Here is a 24237-nt window from a genome sequence, read left to right as displayed (position 1 = left end):
CTGCCGGCTCTCTGTAATGGTCGTCCCGATTTACTCATCCGTTCGTCGGAATTATAGCTATTATTGAAAATATACCCAAAGGGGAGCCGTGATGTCAAGTGATACGGGCAGAGCCCTCTTTAGTAGATCTTTCTTTGAGTGGCGGTACAGGATCAAGTCCTCCCGGATGAAAAGGATGGCATCTTGATATCCGCTTGGCGGCAAGCCATGAGCCCTTGACTGGACCGTGAACTTCAACCGCTTCCAGCGCATAGGCGGAACAGGTTGGATAAAAACGGCATGTAGCCGGCTTCAACGGAGAAATGTATTTGCGGTACACCTTGATAGGTAGCTGAACCGTTTTGCGCCCGATTCCCCTATTCATTGACCCTCACCGGCATATCCTGCCGTAACCGTCTCTTCCCGGTTTTCTTCACATTCTCTGCAGTAACCGAACACCTCAAATTTATGCTTGACTACCCGGAACTGGTCCGGAGTTTCCGTCATATTCATCGGACAGAAGGAAATCGGATAGGTTTTCTGGCATTGGAGGCAAATCATATGATGGTGATGGTGATGCTCATTGCAGCTCCCTTTGAACTTGACTCCGTCTTCAAATACTACCTGTTCAAGGACACCCAGCTCTTCCATGACCCTAAGGTTGCGATATACGGTATCAAAGCTGAGTCCGCTGTATTTACGTCCCATATGCTCATATACATCCTTAGCTGACAAATATCCTGAGCTCTCTCCGAATAACTTGGCAAGCGTTTTGCGCTGGTCGGTGATTCGCAGTCCCTGCCCCGACATGACCTCCAAAATTCGTTCTGTCGACAGCATACGCTCATCTCCCAATACATTTGTGTAACACTCTCCTTATAATGCCCGAAAAAAAATGCCCCGTCAATGAATGAACCCTCTTATGTGGGTGTTGCCGTATACGCACTGGGATCTCTTGGACGCAGCGGGATGTCGCCCGTAAAAATCACATTAGCCGGTGCGGCGTTGGGGGCACTGGCCTCCTCGTTCACGCATACGCTCCTGCTGATAGACGAGCGATCCATTCAGGAAGTGCTGTTCTGGCTGTCCGGTTCGGTCGAGGGGAGAAAGCTGGACCTTCTCGCGCAAGTGCTGCCTTACATGACCGTGGCGTGGATCGGCTCCTTTCTGCTGGCATGTCCTATCAATACTTTGCTGCTGGGCGAGTGCGTTCCTGGGCGCAATCCTTCTCATAGGGGCGGACATCGGGGCCAGATTCGTCGCCGTTCCGAAAGAGGTGCCGGTAGGGGTAATGACCGCTTCCTCCCCAGCCTATATTATACCCGTACCCGCTGCAGACGAAGCGCATTCAGTACAACCGATACCGAACTTAAAGCCATAGCCGCACCTGCCACCCAGGGTGCAAGAAGTCCTATAGCCGCGATCGGAATGCCGATCGAATTGTAAGCAAGCGCCCAGAACAGGTTTTGGCGAATGTTCGTCATCGTCTTGCGGCTCATATAAATCGCGTCAGGGATACTGTTTAAATCGCCGCGCATGAGTGTGACATCCGCCGCCTCCATCGCGACGTCTGTTCCGGTCCCCACAGCCATGCCGATATCCGCCATCGCAAGAGCGGGCGCGTCGTTGATGCCGTCACCGACCATTGCGACTTTTTTGCCCGCCGCCTGGAGCTTTTTGACTTCCTCAGCTTTTCCTTCCGGCAGCACTTCGGCCAGCACATGATCGATCCCAACCTGCTTGGCAATCGCTTCTGCGGTGCGCTTATTATCCCCGGTAATCATGATGACTTCGATGCCCATCTTTTTCAGCCGGGCCACTGCATCTTTGGACGTTTCTTTGATGGTATCCGCCACGGCAACGAGACCCGCATATTGACGGTCAATGGCGATCAGCATCGCTGTTTTCCCATCCTGCTCGAGTGCCTCCATTTTTTTGAAAGCCGGCTCTGCCGATACATCGAACTTCGCCATTAACTTACGTGTGCCGGCTAAAATTTCTTTGCCTTCCACAACTGCGCGGATCCCGAAACCCGGAATGGCTTCGAATTCCTCCGTAGCAGGCAAATCAATTCCTTTTTCCCTAATCCCGTTAACAATCGCTTCCGCGAGAGGGTGCTCCGAGTTTTTCTCTGCTGCCCCCACCCATCTCAGGAAAGTCTGTTCATTACCCGTCTCATCTACCACATCCGTAAGCTCGGGCTTTCCTTTCGTTACCGTGCCGGTCTTATCCAAAATGATCGCATTAATCTTATGCGTTCCTTCCAGATGTTCGCCGCCTTTAAAGAGCACGCCGAGTTCCGCGGCACGGCCGGAGCCTGCCATAATCGATGTCGGTGTAGCCAATCCCAATGCGCAAGGGCAAGCAATAACGAGGATCGCAATCCCGATTTCAAGCGCCGTTGCAAATTCACCCGGCGAGAACAAAAAGTACCAGAGTAAAGAAACCACCACAGCTATCCCGACTACAATCGGCACGAAGATGCCGGAGATGACATCCGCCACGCGTTGAATCGGCGCTTTGGAGCCCTGAGCTTCCTCCACTACTTTAATGATTTGCGCCAGCGCCGTTTCTTTGCCGACCTTGGTCGCTTTAATGCGAAGCATCCCGTTCTTGTTGATGGTAGCGCCGATCACATTGTCTCCGATCCGCTTATCAACCGGAATGCTTTCACCAGTGAGCATCGATTCGTCAACGGCGGACGATCCTTCCACTACCTCGCCATCGACCGGAATCTTCTCGCCCGGCTTTACCAGGACGATATCGCCGGCGATTACTTCTTCAACAGGAATGCTCATTTCTTCCCCGTTACGAACGACGAGCGCCGTTTTTGCCTGCAAGCCCATCAGCTTCTTGATCGCTTCCGAAGTCCGTCCTTTGGCAAGGATTTCAAACAGCTTGCCCAAAAGAACCAATGTAATCAAGATCGAACTTACTTCATAGTACATCGCAGGGCCCATCGGGCCCGCTCCCATCCGCACCCATTCCAAAGTGAGATAGATACTGTAAAAATAAGCGGCCGACGTACCCAATGCAATCAAAACGTCCATATTGGCACTCTTGTTGCGCAGCGCTTTATAAGACCCGATATAAAACTGGCGGCCGATATAGAACTGGACCGGCGTGGCGAGCGCGAGCTGGAACCAGGGATTTATGAAAATATCCGGAGCCCAAAGCCATGACATAAAGGAGAAATGGCTGAACATGGCCCAAAGCAGCGGGAAGGACAAGACCGCAGAGATCAGTAATGTCCGCTTCTGCCTGGCAATCTCTTTTTCGCGGTGTTTCCCAGGATCGGCCACCTCTGCCTTCGGCATCGCTTTGTAGCCGAGCTGCTCCACCTTTTTTTGCATATCGGACAGGGACACGCTTGCCGGATTATATTCCACGCGCGCCGTTTCCAACGCCAGGTTCACATTTGCATTTGTGACGCCGGGCATTTTGTTCAAGCCTTTTTCAATCCTTGTTGCACAGGCCGCACAGGTCATCCCGGTAATTTGAAGATCGATGGAGTCCTTAACGGTACCGTAGCCTAGTTTTTCGATATTTTGTTCCATTTTAGCAACATTCGCGATTTCCGGATCATACGTAACGGAGGCTCTTTCCAGGGCGAAATTAACGTTAGCGTCCTTGACACCCTCCATTTTCTTCAAGCCCTTCTCAATCCGGTTCGCGCAAGCCGCACAGGTCATCCCCGTAATCTGCAAGGTGGTTTGTTCGTTTTTTTCAGCATTAGCTGCACCTGTACTCATTTTCATCACCTGTCTCTTCGTTTTTTATACCTCTGTAGGGTATAAATCTAAGTAAAAGAAGGGAGCCACCGATCTGATGGCTCCGGATCAATCAAACGACGTCGTAGCCTTGATCTTCGATCGCCTCTTTGATGGCTTCAAGAGAAACTTTAGACTCGTCATAATTTACTGATACAGAATTATTGGCAAGGTCAACTGTCGCTGATGCACCGAGGTTTTTTACCGCTCCTTCAACCGAATTCACACAGTGCCCGCAAGACATGCCTTCTACTTTCAATGTTACGCTTTGCATCATGTATCCCTCCAAATTTTAATTTGCACTATTTCATTAATTTATTTACGGTTACCAACAGTTCATCAATGACCTCTTGGTCGCCGGACTGTATCCTTTCGACAATGCAGCTTTTCATATGTTCCTGGAGCAAAAGCTTGCCTACACCATTCAATGCTGACTGCACGGCCGCAATTTGATTCAATACGTCATCACAATAAGTATCCTTTTCAATGAGGCCTTTTATGCCTCTTATCTGGCCTTCAATCCGGTTGAGTCGGGAAACCAAATTGGATTTCGTTTTATCAGGGTGATGGCTTTTTCGCTCGCCGACGGTGTCGCAGCAATCGTTGTCCTGAAGCTCAGATTCATTTTTCATTTAGCATTTATCACCTCACAACTTAAATATACAGTACCCCCCATGAGTATGTCAACAGATTGTTAAAATAAAATGTATCAGATTTATTTGGCAATGCCGCAGATTTTTTTCGCAACTATTTGATTACGTCTACCCTTTGCGTTCTTATTGGCGATAATAATAAAGATGCTGCTCCTGATCATACAATTACTTTGTTGGAAAGCGGTGGTGCTGATGTATGGAAGGAAAATAATCTATATGCTGCTAGGTATTTGTTTCGTCGTTGCCGTGCTGGTATATTCTTTTGTTCAATTCATGTCTTAACCCCGGTAATCGCCGATTCCGCCTTTCGCGCTGACCATAAATTACTATTCAAAGGCGAGATTACTCCTTTAAAAATGATTTTGAAAAATCTAAAGACTGCCGAGTATTCGGCAGTCTTCTCATTATTCCTGATAGATTAGTGACTGCACTCTCCATGGTTGCGGTGACCCGGATGTTGATGCTTGCCGCAGCATTCTCGTGGCTGGGCATATTGTTCAGGATCAGCATCAAATTTTTCCTTGCAGGCAGATGCGCAAAAATAGTAAGTTGTTTCCTGCCAAACGGAACGTAAAGTGTCATCTTGCACGCTTATCGCCATTCCGCATACCGGATCTTTCTCCTTATGTTTCATACAGAGTTCCTCCTTTTATTTCGTGCTTGCGGCCAGCAAATTTTTCTGCATCAGCCTAGCGACGATCCGCGCCGCTTCCGCCCTGGTTATGTTTTGGTTAGGACGAAGCAGGTCTTGCTCTTCCGATGGTACGAGTATCTTCTGCTCCAACAGGTAGGCTGCAGCTTTCCGGGCGGTTTGGGGAAGATCCGTTCACATTGAACTCTTCCATCTCATCGTTTCATTAACATCCATTTGCAGTCCAGCTTTCAACCTTCCTGGTACAGGGCAGTGGAAAGGTATCTTTCTCCGGTATCGGGCAATATGACAACCATCGTTTTTCCTTTATATTCCGGACGGCTTGCGGCTGCCGCAGCGGCATGCAAAGCTGCTCCGGAAGAGATACCTACCAATATCCCTTCTTGTCTGGCAATTGTCCTTGATGCCTCGAAAGCATCTTCGTTGGTAACCTGTATCACCTCATTGAATATAGCGGTATTCAACACCTCCGGCACAAACCCCGCCCCGATTCCCTGTATTTTATGCGGTCCGGCGGCTCCACCCGACAGGACCGGGGAAGATGCGGGTTCCACAGCGATGGAATAAAATGACGATTTTCTCTGCTTAAGCACTTCCGTTATCCCGGTTATGGTGCCTCCCGTACCGATCCCGCTGATGAGAATATCGACTTGTCCGCCCGTGTCCTCCCAGATTTCCTCTGCGGTCGTTTGGCGGTGGATCTCAGGATTTGCCGGGTTTTGGAATTGCTGGGGCAAATAAGCTTTCGGCGTCTGATCCGCCAGTTCTTTCGCTTTTTCAATGGCCCCTTTCATTCCTCTGGATCCTTCGGTCAAAACCAGCTCCGCACCCAATGCTTTAAGCAGATTTCGGCGTTCTACGCTCATCGTTTCGGGCATAATCAACTGACAACGATAGCCTTTTGCGGCACAAACGAAGGCAAGCGCGATCCCCGTATTGCCGCTTGTCGGTTCAATAATGACGGTTTCCTTATCGATGAGTCCGCGCTCCTCCGCGTCTTCAATCATGGCAAAACCGATTCGATCTTTCACGCTTCCAAGCGGATTGAAATACTCCAGTTTCCCCAAAACTTCAACACCGGTCCGATCGCTGATCTTGTTCAGGCGTACGAGCGGGGTGCCGCCGATCAATTCCGTAATGTTTTGCGCGACTTTGGGACGCTGCAGCAATTGCGCCATTTTTGTTGCCTCCTTCTCCTCATTTGTTCTTACAGATATAAAACTACCAGCCGAAACTAAGACGACGCTGTGATCAACCTTAGAGTTTTATAAGAGTTTCAGATTCCGTAGTACTCAAATTTAGATTTTCGAGAATTGCTTCCATATGGAAATCAGTTCATCCATTTTTCCGTCCATTGGTCCTTGTTGGACAGAATGATCCCACCATTGCTCGATGTGATTTTGCAACAAAATAAAGCCGACTTGTTCCAACGCAGCACGTACAGCTGTGATTTGGTGTAGAATTTCAGTACGATTTCCGTCCTGCTCCACCAGCCTGATGATACCGCGCACCTGCCCTTCGATAATTCGAAGCCTGCCGGGAACGTGTAACGTCTCCACCCCTCTCACCTCCATTGTCGGTCTTTCAAGAGCCTTCTGTTTGCTTAATCGGGCATAATTCCAGTTGGCGTACGATGGTGAAAAACAATTTTTCATTCTTTGCTACCAAAAAATCCGCCCTGCCGATGTTGTCCAAAGTACGGCGATTGATGTTTGCGCCGGAGAACCGGACGGTTAGCGGATTGAGCCAGTCCATGATCCTGCCGATAACCGGATTTTCACTGCGCATATGTTCAAGCAGGAGCACCTGCCCTTCCCGCTTGCATACCCAAGGGAAACTCGAGTTGTTCGACGTCCATTTCGAGCAGGGTTACCGGAAAATCCAGCGACTTCGCTTTTTCCCGGGCATATTGAAGCATGTTTGGACTAAAATCGATACCTGTAAGCCGGATATCCCTTCGGTAATAAGGCAGGTTTGCCCCGGTTCCCACCCCGAACTCCAATACGCTGCCTTTGACTTCGGCAAGAAGGTTTTTTCGTAAATCTTTCATGCTTTTATCGTCCATTTTGTGGAACATCGGGGCCATACGGTCATACCGTCTTTTGATTGTTTCCGTTGCTTCACGATTCAAGATATGTCCCTCCTTCCGGGGGAGAGTCACCCTAAGAGGTGATCAGTCCGTACGTTCCGTCGAGACGCTTATACACAACCTCCACCGATCCCGTTTCGCTGTTAATGAATAGGTGGAAGCTGTGATCCAACAAATTCATTTCAAGTATCGCTTCCTCTATGTCGATCGGCTTCAATGGATGTAAAAGGTGGACCCCAGGTTAATGGCAGCTCTTGTCGCCATGCCGGCTCCCGGAGTGGGAGTGGGAACCGCTGTCTTGAGGTGTACGCTGCCCCTCTTCCTTCTGTGCGCCATGACCCTGATGGCTTCCATGTCCCCCGTGTCCCCCGTGTCCCCCGTGCATGAACAAATGCATGAGAGGACAAGCAAGAAGGGCGCCAAACAGAAGCCACTCCCACTTCTGCAATGCAATAAGGACGATAGCTGCGATAACGGCCGTGCCTAACAGTAACTTCTTGTAACCTGCCATGTGAATCTTCCTCCTTTTTCTTGCTTGATCCTATTGTAAGCAATGGAAATTAGACGCAAATGATAGCAACCTTAAAATTTGTTAAGAATTGCAAATACGAGCCGGATCGTTTGTTTTTGTACTTCCATCATGACCGACAACTCCGGACGGCAAATTAATCATGACGATCCGGCCGCATTTTCTTACTAAATCTCAAGTATAGATAAACGGCACGAACCATAAGGTCGATTCCAATCGATAGCCAAACACCCGCTATTCCCATTTCAAAATGGATGGACAAAACATAAACACCGACTACCCGGATCAGCCACATGCCCAGCGCTGTACTGTACATTGGACTTTTTGTGTCTCCCGCACCTTGCAAAGCGCCGGCCAGCACCAGACCGATCGCCAAATGTTACCCGCAATCGTATGAGCCGCATATGCATCCGTTCCGATTCGAACGATCAGGCCAAAGTACAGCACCTGACCTAACCGCATAATCAGGCGCTCCGCCGCCGCGGGACCTGAAAGCCGCAAAAGCGGTGAGGTAAATTCGCTTGACGTCCCTCTCCATAACGAAAATGAAAGCTTCGACTTTCGGATATACAGGTAGAGCGTTACGGTTCCGATCATCCTCACAATAACGGTCGCCCAAGCCGCTCCGGCAATTCCCCAGCCATTTGCGCCAAGGAAACCGAAGATCAGCACATAATCCAAAATAATATGGATAAGGTTGATCCAAATGCCGACTTTCATCGGCGTTTTTGTATCTCCTGCAGCGCGCAAGATGCTTCCGAAGATGACCATCAATGAAATGAAGATGGACGGCATGGCGACAATTCGGAAATACACAACCCCTTCCGCCAGCACGTCCGGTTCGGCTCCCATAATGCGCAATAAGGGCTCGGCAAAAAAGAGCGTAATGAGGCCGAATATGACTCCTAGTCCAGCGGAAATCTAAGAGGATTGGCTGGCTATGGCCTTTGCTCTTTCCCAATCACCGGCGCCTACACTTTTTGCGATCATGGAAGACGCACCTACTCCCATCGCCATAAACACGGCAAGATAAACCGCAAGTATGGCATTAGTTACGCCGACTGCGGCCACTTCAACCAATCCCAGCTTGGCGACAAACAAGGTATCAACAAAGCCCACCACCGTCTGCAAGAGGTTTTCGATCATAGCGGGCACGGCTAAGGCCAATATTATCTTTACTTTTTGTTTATAGCTCGTATCGCCAACGGAGACTGTATCTGACACGCTAATCACTTCCTTAACGAATGTAGTTGTCCAGCGCTTTATTCAAATCGGCCAGCACCTTATCCTGATCCCCCCGGTGTACGGCGTCTACGACGCAGCTTTCCAGGTGATCTTTGAGCAGCAGCTTGGCCGCGTTGTCCAACGCTTTCCGTACAGCCGCGATTTGTAATCGAATATCAGAGCAGTCGCGCCCGTTCACTGCCATTTCCTTAACGGAGCGCATATGCCCCTCGATTCGCGCCAGTCGATTGATGATCTGTTTTCTGTACTTATGCTCGTGATCGTGGTGGTGCTCATTCTTCATCTCGCTCATGATAACCTCCATATTTCGGATTATTTTTCCAAGGTCATTATATCCCCCCGGGGGGGTTATGTGAAAACATGAAAAAAGCAGCCCATTTGAGCTGCCTTTGCCTGTATAACCGCCTGGTTAAGAAGTATATATGATCAAAGTGACGATGATGCGAGAGACAAACCGACCGCGGGCTCTATATGAACAGGCGGGTATTACAATTCCATCTCCGGATCATTCCTTGATCTTGGGCAGTCTCACTTGAAAATCGCTTCCCTCACCTGGAACGCTTGTCACGATAATATTGCCGCCATGGAGTTCCACAATCCACTTCGCAATCGACAGGCCGAGGCCCGAGCCTTCCGATGAATGCATCCTGGCCGACTCGCTGCGGTAAAAACGCTCAAAAATATTAGGCAGATCCCGCGGATCGATTCCAATGCCGGTGTCGGCTGCACGAATGCCGCAATGCCTTGAATCCAAATACGCTGCAAGCATAATATGGCCTCCTTCCGGCGTATAGCGAACCGCGTTCTCTGCCAAAATGAGCAGCAATTGCTTGAGCAGATCCTCGTTTCCCCAGGTCATGACAGAAGGTTCCCATTCGGCTTGTATGCTTACTTTTTTATCCCAGGCTTGAATCTCAGATTCCACTTCTTTTAACAGTTTGGACAGATCGACGATCTGCATGCGGATCTCCTGTCCGGCATCGGCGCGCGCAAGCGACAACAAATCCGCCACCAGCTTCGACATACGAATGGCTTCCCTACGGGTGTCACCGAGAATTTCAACCTGGTCCTCGGGAGGAATATTTTTCATTCTTTGCAAGATATCCAAGTTGCCGCGGATGGTTGTAAGCGGCGCCCTGAGTTCATGGGAAGCGTAAGCGATGAAACGCCTTTGGCTGACAAACGCATTTTCAAGGCTTTCCAGCATTTCGTTGAATGTTTCCGCCAGCTGGCTTAATTCGTCTTTGGCACCCGTGTATAAGACCCTCCGATCAAAGCCCTGGGAGACGGCAATCGCTTGTGCGGTCTGGCTGATGATTTCAACCCCGCTTAATGCTTTACGGGCCAAAAACCAGCTGCCGGCCGCGGCCAGAAACAGACCGGTGCAGGTTACGAAGAAAATCAACCACTTCAGCCGTGCCAGCGAGGTATCGATTTGCTTTAAGGAAATTTCCGCCTGGATATAGCCGACCACACGATCGGCATCCCACACGGGCGTCACCATCATACGAAAACGGCCAAACTCCGGATCCGTGAACGTGTGCAAATTCCGCTTCATTTTACGGAGATCGGGGAGCGGAGCGTCAGGAGCACGAAACGGATTGAGACTTGCTGCGATATAATTGCCGGAGGCATCATTAATCAGCACGTAGACCCCGTTCAAGGAAAATTTCTCTAAAGAAAATCGCGCCTCGGACAATGATCCGCCTTCTTTTATCTCTTTTTCCAACTCTCCCCGGATGTGAAGGGAAATTTTGGAAAGAATGCGATCCTGTTCCTTATAATTGGAGGTGCTGTGCACAAGATAGATGGAAATTGTGATGGCAGCCAACAAAAAGCCGAAGATCAGACAGCTCCATAGCGTTAAACGCAATCGTATCGGCATCGCATTATTCCCTTAAAGCGTATCCGGCGCCCCGGACGGTATGAATGAGGCGGGATTTCCCTTGTCCCTCCAGCTTGTTTCGCAAATAACCAACATAAACTTCCAGCACATTCGACTCTCCCAGAAAATCAAACCCCCAAACCCTCTCCATGATAAGTTCGCGCGTAAGCACCTTCTGGGGATGCGTCATAAAAAAGGCAAGCAGGTTGAACTCGGTTGTGGAAAATTCGATTACGCGTTCTCCCCGAATTGCTTGGCGGGTCGCAAGATCGAGGGTCAAATCGGAATAAGCAAGCCGTTCGTCGTCCTTCTTCCGATTTTCCGATCTTCGCAACAGAGCTTTTATACGCGCAACCAGCTCTTCAAAGGCGAACGGCTTGACCAAATAGTCATCCGCACCCGTCTCGAGTCCCTGTACCCGATCGGCGATAGAATCCTTGCCGGTCACCATAAGAATAGGGATTCCGCCGTCTTTTCTCAACCTTCTGCATACTTCCAGCCCGTCAATACCCGGCATCATGATATCCAAAACAATTAAATCCGGCTCTTTATCCAGTACGCAGTGGAGGCCTTCTTTTCCGCTGTCGGCGACCTTGACATCATATCCCTCGTAAGTCAAGCCCCTGCGCATCATAGTTGATATTGTTTTATCATCATCTATGATTAGAATGTTTGCACTCATTCCGCTCACCTCATAACTGTTGGAATCGTGTGTGATTGACCTCCATTTTACAGAAATTCCGAACTGACAGGTGTGAGAAAGATCACTAAAACGGCCAAGGCCGCCATATAAAAACGGCAGCCTGACCGCACCAAAGCTTGAATGGCACCTGCTTAATTCTTCGCCTTAAAACTGATTCCGTTCGGTACATCTCCTACAGGGAATGTTTTTATCACTTTATTCTGATCGTTATCGATGACCGTAACCGTGTCCTCAAACATGTTGGTTACATAAACCAGCTTATTATCTTCGCTTGTCACGACTCCATGGGCACCTTTGCCTGTATTAATGACCGCCACAACTTGTTTGGTTGCCAAATCGATTTTTGTAACGCTGTTCGAAGACTTTTCTTCCGTTCCCTGATTGGCTACAAAAGCGTATTTGTCATCCGATTGGATATACACTTGTGCGGGTCCTTCACCGACCGGTATCTTTTCTACTTTATCCGTAGCCAGATCTACTACAGCCAGGGCATTTTCCGCATTCAAGGCAGCCACCATAATTTTTCCGTCACTCGTAATGCCCGTCGTTACCGGAGTTTGGCCTACTTTGATTTCTTTCACTTGTTTCAAATTCGCCAGATCCAGTACACTGACAGTGTCTTCGCCCATGTTGGCTACGTAGGCAAATTTACTGTCCTTGAAGACGCGAAAACCGTGCGGCTTGACTCCGGTAGGGATCGTTTGCTTCACTTTATACGTGGCCGCATCAATCACCGTTACCGTATCATCTTCGTTATTTGACACTAACGCATATTTGCCGTCGCCGGTAAAGACAATATGTGCGGGATGGCTGCCGACTTCCACTTTATTAATCAGCCGGTTCGTTGCCGTATCGTAAAAGAACGCGATGCCGTTCATTTTCATCGCTTCGGCGCCGTCATCCGCTTCCCCGGCTGCTCCATGGTCTTCCGCTTCCTCGTTGCCATGGCCCTTCGTTTCCGGGACGACGGTAGCTCCCAATATTTTTCCGTCCGGCGAGACCTGTACGTTATGGACCGAGCCTTCAACGGCTATCGTTTCGACGACGGCGTTAGTTGCCGCATCAATCTTTGTGATGCTGCCGCCTTCATCCCCGGTGTAGTAGTAAGCTGCCGCCGCATCCTGCGGCTGGGCATTTCCCGGCATTTGCTTACCCATTTCGCCCATCTGCCCTGTCATCGGGCACTTCTCCATCATTTGTTGATGATCTTTCATCATCGCGGACATTTGCTCCTGCATCATTTTGGAATCCATCATCTTGGGATCCATCATGTTCGGATCCATCGTCATTGTGGATTGCGGCACTTCGCTTTTAGGTTGATCTTGAGCGGGGTGATGCGGATCCGCCGTCTCCGCGCTGCCGTTAAGAGTAATCATACTCTTCTGAGCCAGCTTTGCTACGAGCACTGCCGCTTCCGCCCTGCTGATTTCCTGATGGGGCCGGAGCACGCCGTTCTCTTGAGCCGGAACAAGAATTTCTTTCTGGGCCAGGTAAGCCACTGCTTTCACGTCGGCTGCCGGAATATCACCCCGATCCTTATAACCGGCCAATAATGTGTCTGCCTGCTCCTCCGTCACAGTATCGGCTTCGCTTTTTAATCCCAGGGTTTCAACGACGTTCTGGAACACCGCAACCCTGTGCGTCATCGTCAAGTTGAACGGTTTTCCCGTCGTTCTCGTCAGCAGCTGGTTGAAATGCTCCACGTTGATCGCTTGATCCGGCACGAACTTGCCGTTCCCAACCCCGGAAAGGAAGCCTTTCCCTTGCAGAAACTCCACATAGGGAGCCGCAGCGTGGCCGGAGATATCGGTAAATGGCGGCGCTGCCCCAAATGCCGCGGAAGGTACCAGTAAAGACACTGCCGTAATAAAAGTGATCAAAGCTCTTCACTTCATGTAAATCCTCTCCTTGTTTGATTTAAATCAGGATTTGATCGCTGCATCCCGCACAACCATCGTTCCCTTGTACATCCCCATCTGGCAGGTAAACGCATAACTTCCCGTTTGATTCGGAAACAAATCAACCGTCACTTTCTGTCCGTACGGCAGCATCAAACTCTTTTGAAAATCGGGAAACACGACCATTTCCGAACAAGCCGCTTTTTCGTCTCTGAGAAATTCCAGGCGCACCGGTTTTCCGCTCTGCACGACAATGGTGTCGGGGGTATATCCGCCTTTGACTCGGATTCTCGCTTCCTGGTAGCCGGACGAGGTGATTTCCGCCCGGCTTCCTCCTTTTTTGGGTGCCCAGAAGAACCAGGCAATCCCGGCTATTAAAACCAAGCCCAAAGCCGTCACGATCCATTGGGAAACATCCATTTTTTAAACCTCCCTTAATTTAAAATTGCGAAGCCGGTTCGCATTGGCCACAACGGTTACGGAACTGAAAGCCATGGCGGCCGCGGCGATCAGCGGAGACAGCAGCACTCCAAAGAACGGATAAAGGATACCCATGGCGATCGGAAGGCCCAGCGCATTGTAGATAAAAGCACCGAACAGGTTCTGGTAAACATTTCTCATCGTGGCACGGCTGATTTGGATCGCGTGTACGACGCCTTTCAAATTTCCCTTCATTAAGGTAATGTCGCTGGCTTCTATCGCTACGTCGGTTCCGGTGCCGATGGCAATGCCTACGTCGGCTTGGGTAAGCGCGGGAGCATCGTTTATTCCGTCTCCCACCATCGCCACCTTTTTGCCTTCATCTTGCAGCTTCTGGACATGCTCCGCTTTATGCTGGGGCAGCACATCGGCAAGCACGCGATCAATGCCGACCTGTTTGGCGATGGCTCGGGCCGTCCGCTCGTTGTCGCCCGTAATCATAACCACCTCAATGCCCATTTTCTTCATCAGGCGAATCGCTTCCGCCGAATCCGGCTTTACCGTATCCGCCACCGCAATAATCCCAGCCGCCTGGCCGTCCGCCGCCAAATACATCGGTGTTTTTCCCTCATCCGCCAAACGGCTCGCATGCGTCTGCAATCCGGCGAGATGGATTCCTTCCTGCTTCATGAATTTAAGGTTCCCGAACAATACGCGGTGCCCTTCGATCCAGCCTTCCACGCCATGCCCTGCAACCGCGTTGAATCCGGTCACTTTTGCAAGGGGGATTTGCCGCTGTTTCGCTCCCTCCAGAATCGCGCCGGCAAGAGGGTGTTCCGATCCCTGCTCGATAGAGGCGCCGAGCCGCAGGATTTCAGATTCGGCCAGGCTGCCTGCCGGAATGATGTCGGTCAAGGAAGGTTTTCCTTCCGTTATCGTACCCGTCTTGTCAAGGACAATGGTGTTTAATTTTTCAGCAATTTGCAGGGCCTCGCCGGAACGGATAAGAATGCCGCTTTCGGCTCCTTTTCCGATGCCGGTCGTCAACGACATAGGCGTTGCCAATCCAAGCGCACACGGGCAGGCAATGATCAGGATCGTAACGGAGACGATAACCGCGTAGATAAGCGGCGGCTGCGGACCGAAATTGAACCACAAGATAAATCCCAGTATGGCCAGTATCATCACGCCCGGTGTAAAAATCGACGAAACCTGGTCCACTACGCGCTGGATCGGGATGCGGGATCCCTGCGCCTGCCTGACCATTTCCACAATGTTTGCCAGAGCCGTATCTTTCTGTGCCTTGGTCACTTTGAAGTTGAAGCTGCCCGTTTTGTTTAACGTCCCGCCGAATACTTCGTGATCCGACTCTTTGAAGACAGGCAGGGATTCGCCGGTAAGCATCGACTCATCCACTGAAGAGGAGCCTTCGAACACAATGCCGTCAAGCGCGATTTTTTCACCCGGCCGAACAACGACGATGTCTCCAACGGCAACCTCCTCAATCGGCACTTGTATTTCTGTCCCGCCTCGCAGGACGGATGCTTTCTTCGGCTGAAGTTCAATCAGTCTCTTGATCGCCTCCGAGGAACGCCCTTTGGCCCGGACTTCCAATGCCATTCCAAGCACGACCAAGGCAGTGACGACGGTGGTGACGTCATAATAGACCTCCGCCATTTCCGGATCCGGGAATATCCCGGGCAGCAGGAGCGCTACCGCCGAATAAAGCCAGGCGGCGCCGATTCCGAGGGCAATCAAGGTGTGCATGTTGGCGGAACGGTGCTTCAGCCCTTCCCACATTCCCTGGAAAAATTGACCTCCGCTCCAAAACAAGACCGGAATGGCCAATAGCCCGACAAGCAATCGCGCCCACCACAAGCTGTCGCTTCCCGCAGGCAGCCAATCCCTGATTCCCGGAAACCATTCCGGATACGATACGAGAATCGTCGGTACCGAAGCGGCGGCGGCAAACCACCATTTGTGCATTAACGTCCGGTACTCCGAGGACTCGGCTTCTTCTTTCACCGACTCCGTTTCATTTAATGGCATACTGTGCAGTCTGGAAACCTCTTCGTTATGATGCATATGTGATCCCCTCCTTCTGAAATATATAAAGCGTGACACATTCTTGCGTGACGGTCATGATTCCTCCACCACCTCTCAAATGCGAAGTTCCTTATGCCTTTATCATAAAAAATAAAACTGAGTCTCTTATGAGATCAACCTGAGAAAAAGATAAGAATTCGTATCCTGAGGGCGTAAGGATAAACGGCTCCGCCGTCCCTTTAGGACAAGCGCGTTTACCGTTGAAATATCCCTTGGAAGTATCAAATTCTATACTTTCTGATATTTTAAAAAATGGGCTGTCAAAAAGTCTTTTACCAAGACTTTTTTGACAGCCCATTATATATGTATATTGGAACGCGGCCGAAGCCTTGTGCAAGGCGGCCTAATTGGATGCTGCCGCCATCTTGCCGATCCGGACAAAAATATGGTTCTCAGTCATTTCCCCCGAATAAATATCACCGATAATTCCCTCAGAATTGATAAAAAAAGTCGTCGGGTACGAGAGGACATTGAATTTTTTCCGAATCGTGTCGTCATCCAACAAAATGGGATACGTTACTTTGTAATCGACCGAAAAGGCTAAACCATAAGCACTATAAATTGTAGTATTATTACATCCATATTGTCAAATGTCAGGGTTAATGATCAGAACTGACGCACGACTTTTCTTAAACTGCCCCTTGCGGGTGAAAAAGCCATTTTTTGAGATGAACGATGTGGTTGTAGGCAAATCGAGTTCATAACCTCTGATGCGCGCCAAACGGTCTCTTGTAGCCCAGAATGTGGTAACGTTCGATGAAGCTATTCCAAAGACGAATCCCTTCTCGGCCTTGAACGGATTCGATGGCGATGGGGGCGTATTTCGAAACGTTTCCACACTGTTCCGCCCGCTCTTCGAGCACATCACTTTCCACAAAATGATGGTCAGGCCGTCTATTCACCTGTGGCGGCCGCTTTGCAGGAAGGACGATTTCCCCCCGGGCTTCCAGTTTTTCAAGCAGGCTCAAACATGCTTCTTTCTTGTATTTCCCATCCAGATAACAATTCTGCTTCCTCATGCATAATGTTCGCCTCCCTCGTACAGGTTCCCACGCTATTATCTCATAGAGATTTTGCAATGTTCAGTAGGGGGTTGCGAAAAAGTTTTCCCATTATTCCCTAATCCTCAAGCCTATCAACGATATTTAATCTTGTGCGTCAGTTCTGCCCTCTTAGTGTCCGCCTGACAGGAGTTCCCAATTGAATAAAAAAGCCCCTGCAGACAGCATTATCGCTGTGAGCACGGGCTTGGAATAAGGGCTATAAGTTCAACAGCGTTCTTTTACTTCCTGGCTGGGAGGGGCATAAACAACAGATTCACCGGCAGATTGTTACCTGAGGCAGTGCTGAATACAATGTCGACAGACTCTTCATATGCGCCCGTTCGATATACAACACTGCTCTGATTAGGAGCTTGAATAGTACCCGTATTTGGAGCCTGAACAATCTGTCCATTAACCATAATAGGACCTTGGTACTTGCCGCCGCGTGGATTAAAAGTAATCAGCGTATTGGCTGCTACATGGTTTAGCCTGATCTTGTAGACGACACCAAAGTTCCCGGCATTCGATTCTTGCACACCGGTTAATGCGTCCACGCCAGTCAGATTCGGATCATCCGTCTTGTCGCCGAACAGTAATCTGGATGGCTCCGTACCCAATACCTGCTGAACATCAATCAGACGGGTTGCATTAGGATAAGTGCCACGGTTATGCACGCCGTCCCGATCCAGAAAATTGAGATACGGCAAGCTTTGCAGTGGATCCTTGGTGGCATCCAGCATCACAATATCATATTGCACAGCATAATCGCTGAATACATCAGATAGCAGTGAAACAACTTGCTCCGGCTTTATTGTAAGATTGCTGATTTCCGTAAGAATCGGCATGCTTTGACCCGGTTGCAAGATCATATTGCTGAAAGGTTTACCAATGCGCAGGGCTTCCAGGTAATTTTCCACAGACTTCTTACCCGTAGCCGTAGGAATTTCGAGAGGACCGCCAATGCCGGAATTCTTGAACGTCAGAGCTGCCGGCCATATCCCCGTATTCGTGGCAATCACGTACATCTTCACATTTTTACCCGTCATATTTCTATGATGCAGCATGAAGCGCGTGTCTCCGAAAGCTGTTTCCCGATATAAAATCCCTTCACTAAACACGGCTTCCGGACTATTGCTGCGGATCAGAGTGACCGCTTCAGAAGTGGAGGTATATTGCACCTTGTTCCATGTCGGCACCTTACTTCCGTCCATCGAATAAGCAGCCCCTACAGGCATAAAGAGTTTGTTAAAATCATCCTGATTGTAGAGGACCTCATCCGTAATCGTAATTGTTTTCTGCGCGGTACTGTTCAGGCCTTGTTTGTCAGTAACCGTCAGATAAATGGTGACTTGACCGGGGTAAAAATAAGCCAGAGCATTTCCGTTCCACTCTGTGGTCAATGGAGTAGTACTATCATCTGTACTCAGGTCCGTAAAGGTTACCATTTCACCTATCTTATAAACATCCTTGTCGGTAATAAAATTAGCCACAGGAGCTTCATTAGGCTTTAGAACCGTGATCGTCTGCGAATAAGGTGCGCTCCATTGTCCATTAGCATCCATTACGGAATAGGAAACCACATAACTGCCAGGCTCCTGAAACACTTCCTGACGGCCTTCCCAGCGTTCATCTACAATAGCTGTACCAGATGGTGAGGTGCTATTTGCAGTATAGCTGACAGTTGTTTGACCTGCAAAAATCTCCGTCGGCTGCACACTAAAAGAAGCTGTGGGCTTTGTAGACAAGGAGAGGATTACCCGCTTCTGTACATTATCTAAGACATAGGGAATGCCCAATGCCGCAGTAATCGAGGTCAAAGGTACCATAAACGTATTCTTATAGGTATAAGCGGGTCCTCTCATCGTCACCTTCTTGCCATTAACCGTATAAATCTTGCTGTTAAGCTTGAAACGTAAAATATTGCTTCCGTTCATAATAACGGTTTCTTTCGTTTTGTAATCGTACAAATACTTTAGACCGACCCGTTCTGCGATTGCCCGGATGGAGATGTTGGAAACCCCATTTTTCACGGTCATTGGCTGATTGGCTAAATATAATGTGCCATTCGCATACATCTTGTTGCTGTTCATCATCAACACAAGCTGGATTGCACCCGTATTCACAATAGACGGAGTAACCGGTGTGGGTGCAGTTGTTGGTTCAGGTGTGGCGGTTGGAAGCGGGGATTCACTCGGCAGTGGAGAAGAACCAGGTGTATCCACACCAATGCCCGGTGGCGGCGTGGAGTCTGGTGAGGCAGAAGCCTCTGGGCTGGAACTTGCAGTTGGTGTGGCAGTTACAGCATTTGTTGTTGGCGTGGCAGCAGCCTCAGCAAAAACAGGCAACGCCGCAGCGGTCTGTGTTACCGCAAATACAGCAATTAACGTTAGTTTCTTTAAATCCATTGTAAGACTCCTTCTGCTCCCATTGTAAATATAAGAAAATGCAAGGTTCCTGGCGTTACATCTCTTATATTCCCGGCAAAACGCGGCCGCTCTTCAAAGGCGGAGGTCATTTTGCCATTTCTCTTTTTAACAAACACAGTATTAGACGCGATAAACCCCATAAAGTTTCATTTTATGTAAAATTACTAACAAAACCAGGAAAATACTCTGGAGTTATTTTTGAAACAGTGGGTATTCATCATTATTAATGCTTACAAAATTACTAGCTGAGCACAAAAAAAGAGGCGATATCCTAACGTCAGGATAATCGTCTCTCCCGTATGCTTTACTCAGCGTACTTCTGCACGTTTACAATCTCGGTATTCCTTAGGCGACATGCCGGTTTGCTTTTGGAACACCTTTGTGAAATAGCGCCGTTCCTGGTAGCCTACACCGGAGCCGATTGTTGTAATGCTTTTATCACTATTGACCAGCATGAATTTGGCTGCTTCCATTCGTTGAAGCGTCACATATTCCACAAAAGTCATGGCAAAACGATTCTTGAACAGCAAACAAAAATAGCTGCCGCTGATGCCCAGCTTATGGGCCACTTCATCAATGCTTATATCCGAGTTCAGATGCTCGGTTATATATTGAACAGCCGAATTCATTAGTTGCTCCGTTGATTTCTTGGTGTTATCACACTCAGCCGCGGAGACCTCTTGAAACAGCGGAATACTGTTATACAATTTATCCTTGAACTGTCTGCTGCGTATCTGGATTCCGATCTCCCTGATCTTGTTCCCCAGCTCCTCGTAATGAATCGGCTTGCAAATGTACTCCTTCACACCGAGTCGTATAGCCTCACGTGCGTAATCAAACTCCTGGTAACCTGTGAGCAGCAGTACCTCGCTATTCAGGCCTAGTTCACGCAGCTTTCCGACAAACGTTAATCCGTCCATCACAGGCATACGAATATCGCAGAGCACGAGATCAGGGCGCTCCTCATCAGCAATACGTAGAGCCTCCATGCCGCTGCGCGCCATTCCGGCAACCGTCATGCCCATTTCCTGCCACGGCAGCACTCTGTTCAAGTTATTGAGTATAGGCGCCTCATCGTCAACCAATAATACTTTTAGCATTGTGATCTTCCCCCTGCCCGTATTTAGGTATGACGCACTGAATAATTGTCCCACTATCCTGGCTGGAGCATATGAATATTCCATATCTGAAGCCGTACTCAATACGGATACGATCAGCTACACTTCGGACACCCAGCCCCCTGCGTTCCAGATGATCACGGCTTCCGTGAGGATCTTCGATCTCTTTAATCTGTTCTGTGTTGTGGGCATTTTCACTTACCATATACTGAAATATGGACAGCTGTGACGAAGTCATCCCGATGCCGTTATCCTCAATTCTCAGAATCAGGTTACCCTGCTCCTCCCAACCTCTGATCAGCAGCTTGCCTTTGTAACCAATGCCCTCAAAGCCATGCTGAATACTATTCTCCACTAACGGCTGAAGGGTGAGCTTTAATATACCGCAGCCATTTAGTTCCTCTGGAATTTCAATTTCGTAATCAAACAAATCCTCAAAACGGAACTTCTGAATATCGAGATAATTGCGAAGATGTTTTATTTCTTCCTCCAGCGTGATTTCGTCCCTGTCCTGAATGCTGATCCGCAAAATACTTGCGAGTCTGTATACCATTTCACTTACCTTGCGCCCCTCGTTTTGTACAGCCAACACATTGATTGATTCAAGAGTATTGAACAAAAAGTGCGGTTTGATCTGCGCTTGAAGCACACGCATTTCCGCTTGATTTTTACGCCGCTGCTCCAATTGAATCCGATTAAACAAGTTATTAATCTTATCCATAAGGTCATTAAACCCTTTAGCCAGCAGGGTTAGCTCATCATTTCCCTTTTCCTCTACCCGACTGATTAAATCCCCGTCCTCCACACGGCGCATAAAACGCACAATAACCGCAATTCCTCCGGTAATCCGGTTCATAAAGAACAAATTAAAGATTAGTGCTGCCAAAAAGCAGATAAAAATAACAAAAACAAACCATCTGGCAAAAATCGTAACCTCCCGGGACAACGAATCCCATGACGTTACAGATACCAGGCTCCATGGATAATCCATCAGGTGGTACATGGAGACAATACTTCGTTCTCCTTCAAATTGCGTTTTGAAGCTCTGAAAGCCCTTTTTATAGGTGATTTCTTTCGTCGTGAATGATTGGAGCATTTGGCCGTCCAGCTCTCTGTCCGGATCGAATAAAATCATACCCTTGTCATTAACAAGCATAAAAGAGACCTTTTGAGTACTGTCGCCAATTTTCAAGTTGCGAAATATCGATTCGAACTCCCAGTTCTTTATCTGTACAACCAGAATCCCAATGTTCTGAAAGAAGCTGAGCTCCTTAACAAGTCGGATTTGCGTAAAAACAGTCTCCGTTCCGGTCAGTTCCGGATTTTCGTGAGGAGCCACCCATTTAGGCACACCGTTCAGAGACATTACCTCATGATACAGATCGCTTTCTTTGAACTTATCATAGGGGAGGGTACGGAAATTTTCCTTATTAAAAAGCGATACAATTTCCGAGCTTCCTTTTCCATTGAAATTGTACAGAAAAGCGTAGCTGATCGAAGGGTGATTGTAGAGTAGGCTGCGGAAATTGCGTTGACTGGCATTCAGGCTCAGTTGCTCGGCATCGGTCAAATCCTGCTTGGAAGGATCCTCTGCACTAAGCGCCATATGAAATACCGAAGTAGCAATCCCGTTGTCTGTCACGTTGTTCATATCTTTAAACACGCTTGAAATACTGTAGCTAATCGCCTTAAGTGAATACTCCGACTGCTGGCTGTATTTCTTTTCAATTGAATTATAAGTAACAAAAAACATAATCATGCCAAGAATAAACAACGGGATAATAATCAGGCCCAAAAATGCCGTAAACAGTTTATAACGCAAATTCATGGGCTAATTCTCCTGACTGTGAAGAAACTTATCCTTTTACGCTCCCAGCTGTTACGCCTTCGATAATCTTTTCCTGCAGAATCGCGTAAATAATAATGACGGGTACCACACTGTAGACGATACCAGCAGACATCTGCGCATAATTCATCTGATACTGATCACGGAACTGGACCATTCCCACCGGAAGTGTGCGCAGTTCATCGTTGGAGAGAAAATAGTTAGCCAGCAAAAACTCATTCCAATTTCCCAGGAAATTAACAATAAACACCGTGACCATTGCGGGTACCGTTAGAGGTACAATAATTCTAGCAAAGATACCTTGAGCCTTCAAGCCATCCATGACCGCCGCTTCTTCTATTTCCCGTGGTAGAGAGCGCATAAATGCCGCCAAAATAATAATTGTAAATGGAATCGCGTTCGCAATATAGGGAATGATCAGAGCCCAGTGTGTATTAAGGATCCCAAGCTTGCGAACTATAGTATAAATCGGCAGCATAAGCGCATTATTAGGAATAAGCATCCCTACCAGCACTAGGGAAAAGAGTATGCCATTCCATTTGCCCTGCCGCATCCGGGTGATCGCAAACGCAAACATAGCACCCAGCAGGATGGTTACTACAGAAGCGAAGATGGAGATATACAAGCTGTTGAAGAAATAAGTGCTAATTTTGGCATTTACCCAGGCCTCAACATAATTATTAAAGACGAATTCTTTGGGGATCCCAAAAGGATTTAAGGCAATTTCATTATTATCCTTCTTCACTGACGAGAACAACACGAATAGGAAAGGAAACAGTATAACGAGCAAGTACGATAATAGAACAACGTGTGGGATACTCTTTTTCAGGGAACGGAGCATCAGTACTCAATCCTTTCGTTACGCCGGGCAACCAGCAGCTGATAAAAAGCCGTAACCACCAGCGTGAACATAAAGATCAGAACGGCGATCGCATTGCCGTAGCCATATTTAAAGTTGGTGATCGCATATTTAATCATATAGGTCGCCATAACCTCGGTAGAGCCCGCTGGTCCGCCCTTCGTCATGACGATAACAATATCTGCTGCTTTCATAGCCCCTGCAATAGAGAGCATAACAACCACGGATATGATCGGCATGATGAGTGGAAGTGTAATACGTAAGGCGCGCTGAACCCCGGTAGCGCCGTCAATCTTCGCTGCTTCATCCAGTTCCCCAGGAATCGAAAGAATTGCAGCTAACACCATTACAATATAAAATCCGGTCCACTGCCAAGCATTCGTGATCAGGATGGATAACATAGCAAATCTCTCATCCGACAGCCAGTAGATAGGCTCTATACCAATCAGTCCGATTACTTTATTGATTAGGCCGATGTTTGGCTCATAAATAAAGCCCCAGAGAATACCAATGACTGCTGTAGACATAATTGCAGGCATAAAAACCGCGGTCTTATACAAGCCCTTCAGCTTTTTCACATTGGCAATCAAAAGGGAGAATAATACAATTAAGGGTACCTGTATAAAAACGGAGAATAAGATGAACCAGCCGTTATTTTTTGCCGAAATCCAGAACCGCTCATCTCCAAGCGCTTTTTTGAAATTAGTCAGGCCTGTAAACTTAACCGTGTCCGAAACACCATTCCAGTTCGTTAAGCTGTAGTATATGGAACTAAATATGGGATAAATAAAAAACATTAGAAACAGAAATAGTGCCGGTAAAACAAAAAGGGTAAAAACTAAAGGATTTCTAAGTGCTTTATTCATGACTGCCTCCAATTACTCTGACATCAGCGGAAGAATATAATCATTTCTGCCCTGTAATAACGCGAACGCGATATTTCATTCCTCAGTGGTGCCGCGCAGCGGCACGGGCGTCTTATATTTTAAAAAATGCACCCTGGACCAATCGCCAGG

At 48.4% G+C, this 24237-nt stretch carries 25 protein-coding genes, 5 pseudogenes and 1 other annotated feature (1 of these 31 running past the window's edge); of the genes and pseudogenes, 2 read left to right on the top strand and 28 right to left on the bottom strand.

All coding sequences use genetic code 11. The features are described from left to right. Positions 1–55: a binding site (T-box leader), on the bottom strand; it reaches 205 nt to the left of the window's first position. A gap of 39 nt (positions 56–94) precedes the next feature. After that, the gene (yidD, locus tag PaeBR_RS10050) at positions 95–364 is read right to left on the bottom strand and encodes a membrane protein insertion efficiency factor YidD (protein WP_410514672.1); all 270 of its coding nucleotides are present in this window, start codon (positions 362–364) and stop codon (positions 95–97) included. Beyond that, a complete protein-coding gene (locus PaeBR_RS10045) occupies positions 361–819 on the bottom strand; it encodes a Fur family transcriptional regulator (protein WP_410514671.1) in 459 nt (152 codons plus the stop codon). The genes yidD and PaeBR_RS10045 overlap by 4 nt, the downstream gene beginning before the upstream one ends. Positions 820–906: 87 nt before the next feature. On the opposite strand from PaeBR_RS10045, the pseudogene PaeBR_RS10040 reads away from it, so the two are divergent. Further along, positions 907–1360 (top strand): annotated as a pseudogene (locus PaeBR_RS10040) (iron chelate uptake ABC transporter family permease subunit); the annotation flags it as partial. On the opposite strand, the gene PaeBR_RS10035 reads toward PaeBR_RS10040, so the two are convergent. The 3 genes from PaeBR_RS10035 to PaeBR_RS10025 form a co-directional block, all read right to left on the bottom strand. Continuing rightward, positions 1296–3731, bottom strand: a complete 2436-nt coding sequence (locus PaeBR_RS10035; protein WP_410515140.1) for a heavy metal translocating P-type ATPase — start codon at positions 3729–3731, stop codon at positions 1296–1298. The pseudogene PaeBR_RS10040 and the gene PaeBR_RS10035 sit on opposite strands and share 65 nt — an antisense overlap. A gap of 91 nt (positions 3732–3822) precedes the next feature. After that, a complete protein-coding gene (copZ, locus tag PaeBR_RS10030) occupies positions 3823–4023 on the bottom strand; it encodes a copper chaperone CopZ (RefSeq protein ID WP_410514670.1) in 201 nt (66 codons plus the stop codon). A 28-nt stretch (positions 4024–4051) separates the two neighbouring features. Further along, complete coding sequence (locus PaeBR_RS10025; RefSeq protein ID WP_410514669.1) at positions 4052–4381, bottom strand: metal-sensitive transcriptional regulator; 330 nt, start codon at positions 4379–4381, stop codon at positions 4052–4054. 119 nt (positions 4382–4500) lie between these two features. On the opposite strand from PaeBR_RS10025, the gene PaeBR_RS10020 reads away from it, so the two are divergent. Continuing rightward, on the top strand, positions 4501–4824 hold the full coding sequence (locus PaeBR_RS10020; protein ID WP_410514668.1) for a hypothetical protein: 324 nt from the start codon (positions 4501–4503) through the stop codon (positions 4822–4824). On the opposite strand, the gene PaeBR_RS10015 is transcribed toward PaeBR_RS10020, so the two are convergent. The 23 genes and pseudogenes from PaeBR_RS10015 to PaeBR_RS09905 form a co-directional block, all read right to left on the bottom strand. Then, positions 4821–5036 carry a YHS domain-containing protein gene (locus PaeBR_RS10015; RefSeq protein ID WP_410514667.1) on the bottom strand — a complete coding sequence of 72 codons (216 nt, stop codon included), beginning with the start codon at positions 5034–5036 and terminating at the stop codon, positions 4821–4823. The two genes, PaeBR_RS10020 and PaeBR_RS10015, sit on opposite strands and share 4 nt — an antisense overlap. 15 nt (positions 5037–5051) lie before the next feature. Further along, positions 5052–5213 (bottom strand): annotated as a pseudogene (locus PaeBR_RS10010) (S-layer homology domain-containing protein); the annotation flags it as partial. A 71-nt stretch (positions 5214–5284) separates the two neighbouring features. Then, positions 5285–6232, bottom strand: a complete 948-nt coding sequence (cysK, locus tag PaeBR_RS10005; protein WP_410514666.1) for a cysteine synthase A — start codon at positions 6230–6232, stop codon at positions 5285–5287. Positions 6233–6352: 120 nt separating this feature from the next. Further along, a complete protein-coding gene (locus PaeBR_RS10000) occupies positions 6353–6613 on the bottom strand; it encodes a metal-sensitive transcriptional regulator (RefSeq protein ID WP_410514665.1) in 261 nt (86 codons plus the stop codon). 25 nt (positions 6614–6638) lie between these two features. Further along, on the bottom strand, positions 6639–6860 hold the full coding sequence (locus PaeBR_RS09995) for a hypothetical protein (RefSeq protein WP_410514664.1): 222 nt from the start codon (positions 6858–6860) through the stop codon (positions 6639–6641). Next, complete coding sequence (locus PaeBR_RS09990) at positions 6847–7185, bottom strand: class I SAM-dependent methyltransferase (RefSeq protein WP_410514663.1); 339 nt, start codon at positions 7183–7185, stop codon at positions 6847–6849. The genes PaeBR_RS09995 and PaeBR_RS09990 overlap by 14 nt, the downstream gene beginning before the upstream one ends. A 31-nt stretch (positions 7186–7216) precedes the next feature. Beyond that, positions 7217–7360 (bottom strand): annotated as a pseudogene (locus PaeBR_RS09985) (sigma 54 modulation/S30EA ribosomal C-terminal domain-containing protein); the annotation flags it as partial. Between the two features lie 24 nt (positions 7361–7384). Beyond that, entirely contained in the window at positions 7385–7654 is a 270-nt protein-coding gene (locus tag PaeBR_RS09980; RefSeq protein ID WP_410514662.1) for a DUF2933 domain-containing protein, read from the bottom strand. 154 nt (positions 7655–7808) lie between these two features. Next, the gene (locus PaeBR_RS09975) at positions 7809–7988 is read right to left on the bottom strand and encodes a hypothetical protein (protein ID WP_410514661.1); all 180 of its coding nucleotides are present in this window, start codon (positions 7986–7988) and stop codon (positions 7809–7811) included. Then, a pseudogene (locus tag PaeBR_RS09970) lies at positions 7958–8818 on the bottom strand (MATE family efflux transporter). The gene PaeBR_RS09975 and the pseudogene PaeBR_RS09970 overlap by 31 nt, the downstream one beginning before the upstream one ends. Before the next feature lie 91 nt (positions 8819–8909). Further along, complete coding sequence (locus PaeBR_RS09965) at positions 8910–9221, bottom strand: metal-sensing transcriptional repressor (RefSeq protein ID WP_410514660.1); 312 nt, start codon at positions 9219–9221, stop codon at positions 8910–8912. A gap of 201 nt (positions 9222–9422) precedes the next feature. Continuing rightward, complete coding sequence (locus PaeBR_RS09960) at positions 9423–10802, bottom strand: sensor histidine kinase (protein WP_410514659.1); 1380 nt, start codon at positions 10800–10802, stop codon at positions 9423–9425. A gap of 4 nt (positions 10803–10806) precedes the next feature. Beyond that, positions 10807–11484, bottom strand: a complete 678-nt coding sequence (locus tag PaeBR_RS09955) for a response regulator transcription factor (protein WP_410514658.1) — start codon at positions 11482–11484, stop codon at positions 10807–10809. A 152-nt stretch (positions 11485–11636) separates the two neighbouring features. Continuing rightward, the gene (locus tag PaeBR_RS09950) at positions 11637–12671 is read right to left on the bottom strand and encodes a cytochrome D1 domain-containing protein (protein WP_410515139.1); all 1035 of its coding nucleotides are present in this window, start codon (positions 12669–12671) and stop codon (positions 11637–11639) included. 252 nt (positions 12672–12923) lie between these two features. After that, positions 12924–13364, bottom strand: a pseudogene (locus PaeBR_RS09945) (S-layer homology domain-containing protein); the annotation flags it as partial. Positions 13365–13427: 63 nt separating this feature from the next. Next, on the bottom strand, positions 13428–13823 hold the full coding sequence (locus tag PaeBR_RS09940; protein ID WP_410514657.1) for a cupredoxin domain-containing protein: 396 nt from the start codon (positions 13821–13823) through the stop codon (positions 13428–13430). A 3-nt stretch (positions 13824–13826) separates the two neighbouring features. Then, positions 13827–15908, bottom strand: a complete 2082-nt coding sequence (locus PaeBR_RS09935; protein WP_410514656.1) for a copper-translocating P-type ATPase — start codon at positions 15906–15908, stop codon at positions 13827–13829. A 719-nt stretch (positions 15909–16627) separates the two neighbouring features. Next, positions 16628–16948, bottom strand: a complete 321-nt coding sequence (locus tag PaeBR_RS09930; protein ID WP_410514655.1) for a hypothetical protein — start codon at positions 16946–16948, stop codon at positions 16628–16630. A gap of 263 nt (positions 16949–17211) precedes the next feature. Then, positions 17212–19377, bottom strand: a complete 2166-nt coding sequence (locus PaeBR_RS09925) for a stalk domain-containing protein (RefSeq protein WP_410514654.1) — start codon at positions 19375–19377, stop codon at positions 17212–17214. 329 nt (positions 19378–19706) lie between these two features. Beyond that, on the bottom strand, positions 19707–20498 hold the full coding sequence (locus tag PaeBR_RS09920) for a response regulator (RefSeq protein ID WP_410514653.1): 792 nt from the start codon (positions 20496–20498) through the stop codon (positions 19707–19709). Beyond that, a complete protein-coding gene (locus PaeBR_RS09915; RefSeq protein ID WP_410514652.1) occupies positions 20476–22344 on the bottom strand; it encodes a sensor histidine kinase in 1869 nt (622 codons plus the stop codon). The genes PaeBR_RS09920 and PaeBR_RS09915 overlap by 23 nt, the downstream gene beginning before the upstream one ends. Before the next feature lie 28 nt (positions 22345–22372). Further along, positions 22373–23203, bottom strand: coding sequence for a carbohydrate ABC transporter permease (locus PaeBR_RS09910; RefSeq protein WP_410514651.1), 831 nt, complete (start codon positions 23201–23203; stop codon positions 22373–22375). Beyond that, on the bottom strand, positions 23203–24087 hold the full coding sequence (locus tag PaeBR_RS09905; protein ID WP_410514650.1) for a carbohydrate ABC transporter permease: 885 nt from the start codon (positions 24085–24087) through the stop codon (positions 23203–23205). Before PaeBR_RS09905 ends, PaeBR_RS09910 begins: the two co-directional genes overlap by 1 nt. Between the last annotated feature and the right edge of the window lie 150 nt (positions 24088–24237).

Source organism: Paenibacillus sp. BR2-3 (genome assembly GCF_046529485.1).
In the GTDB taxonomy this organism is placed as follows: Bacteria; Bacillota; Bacilli; order Paenibacillales; family Paenibacillaceae; genus Paenibacillus_AQ.
This window is presented reverse-complemented; position numbering and strand designations above follow the sequence as displayed.

Bases quoted from the DNA above. Each gene is read 5' to 3' on its own strand.
- PaeBR_RS09905 (WP_410514650.1), bottom strand. From the start codon at position 24,087: ATGAATAAAGCACTTAGAAATCCTTTAGTTTTTACCCTTTTTGTTTTA.
- cysK (WP_410514666.1), bottom strand. From the start codon at position 6,232: ATGGCGCAATTGCTGCAGCGTCCCAAAGTCGCGCAAAACATTACGGAA.
- PaeBR_RS09980 (WP_410514662.1), bottom strand. From the start codon at position 7,654: ATGGCAGGTTACAAGAAGTTACTGTTAGGCACGGCCGTTATCGCAGCT.
- yidD (WP_410514672.1), bottom strand. From the start codon at position 364: ATGAATAGGGGAATCGGGCGCAAAACGGTTCAGCTACCTATCAAGGTG.
- PaeBR_RS09940 (WP_410514657.1), bottom strand. From the start codon at position 13,823: ATGGATGTTTCCCAATGGATCGTGACGGCTTTGGGCTTGGTTTTAATA.
- PaeBR_RS09965 (WP_410514660.1), bottom strand. From the start codon at position 9,221: ATGGAGGTTATCATGAGCGAGATGAAGAATGAGCACCACCACGATCAC.
- PaeBR_RS09925 (WP_410514654.1), bottom strand. From the start codon at position 19,377: ATGGATTTAAAGAAACTAACGTTAATTGCTGTATTTGCGGTAACACAG.
- PaeBR_RS09930 (WP_410514655.1), bottom strand. From the start codon at position 16,948: ATGAGGAAGCAGAATTGTTATCTGGATGGGAAATACAAGAAAGAAGCA.
- PaeBR_RS09955 (WP_410514658.1), bottom strand. From the start codon at position 11,484: ATGAGTGCAAACATTCTAATCATAGATGATGATAAAACAATATCAACT.
- PaeBR_RS09935 (WP_410514656.1), bottom strand. From the start codon at position 15,908: ATGCATCATAACGAAGAGGTTTCCAGACTGCACAGTATGCCATTAAAT.
- PaeBR_RS09920 (WP_410514653.1), bottom strand. From the start codon at position 20,498: ATGCTAAAAGTATTATTGGTTGACGATGAGGCGCCTATACTCAATAAC.
- PaeBR_RS10035 (WP_410515140.1), bottom strand. From the start codon at position 3,731: ATGAGTACAGGTGCAGCTAATGCTGAAAAAAACGAACAAACCACCTTG.
- copZ (WP_410514670.1), bottom strand. From the start codon at position 4,023: ATGCAAAGCGTAACATTGAAAGTAGAAGGCATGTCTTGCGGGCACTGT.
- PaeBR_RS09910 (WP_410514651.1), bottom strand. From the start codon at position 23,203: ATGCTCCGTTCCCTGAAAAAGAGTATCCCACACGTTGTTCTATTATCG.
- PaeBR_RS09915 (WP_410514652.1), bottom strand. From the start codon at position 22,344: ATGAATTTGCGTTATAAACTGTTTACGGCATTTTTGGGCCTGATTATT.
- PaeBR_RS09975 (WP_410514661.1), bottom strand. From the start codon at position 7,988: ATGTACAGTACAGCGCTGGGCATGTGGCTGATCCGGGTAGTCGGTGTT.
- PaeBR_RS10015 (WP_410514667.1), bottom strand. From the start codon at position 5,036: ATGAAACATAAGGAGAAAGATCCGGTATGCGGAATGGCGATAAGCGTG.
- PaeBR_RS10025 (WP_410514669.1), bottom strand. From the start codon at position 4,381: ATGAAAAATGAATCTGAGCTTCAGGACAACGATTGCTGCGACACCGTC.
- PaeBR_RS09950 (WP_410515139.1), bottom strand. From the start codon at position 12,671: ATGGGCGAAATGGGTAAGCAAATGCCGGGAAATGCCCAGCCGCAGGAT.
- PaeBR_RS09960 (WP_410514659.1), bottom strand. From the start codon at position 10,802: ATGCCGATACGATTGCGTTTAACGCTATGGAGCTGTCTGATCTTCGGC.
- PaeBR_RS10045 (WP_410514671.1), bottom strand. From the start codon at position 819: ATGCTGTCGACAGAACGAATTTTGGAGGTCATGTCGGGGCAGGGACTG.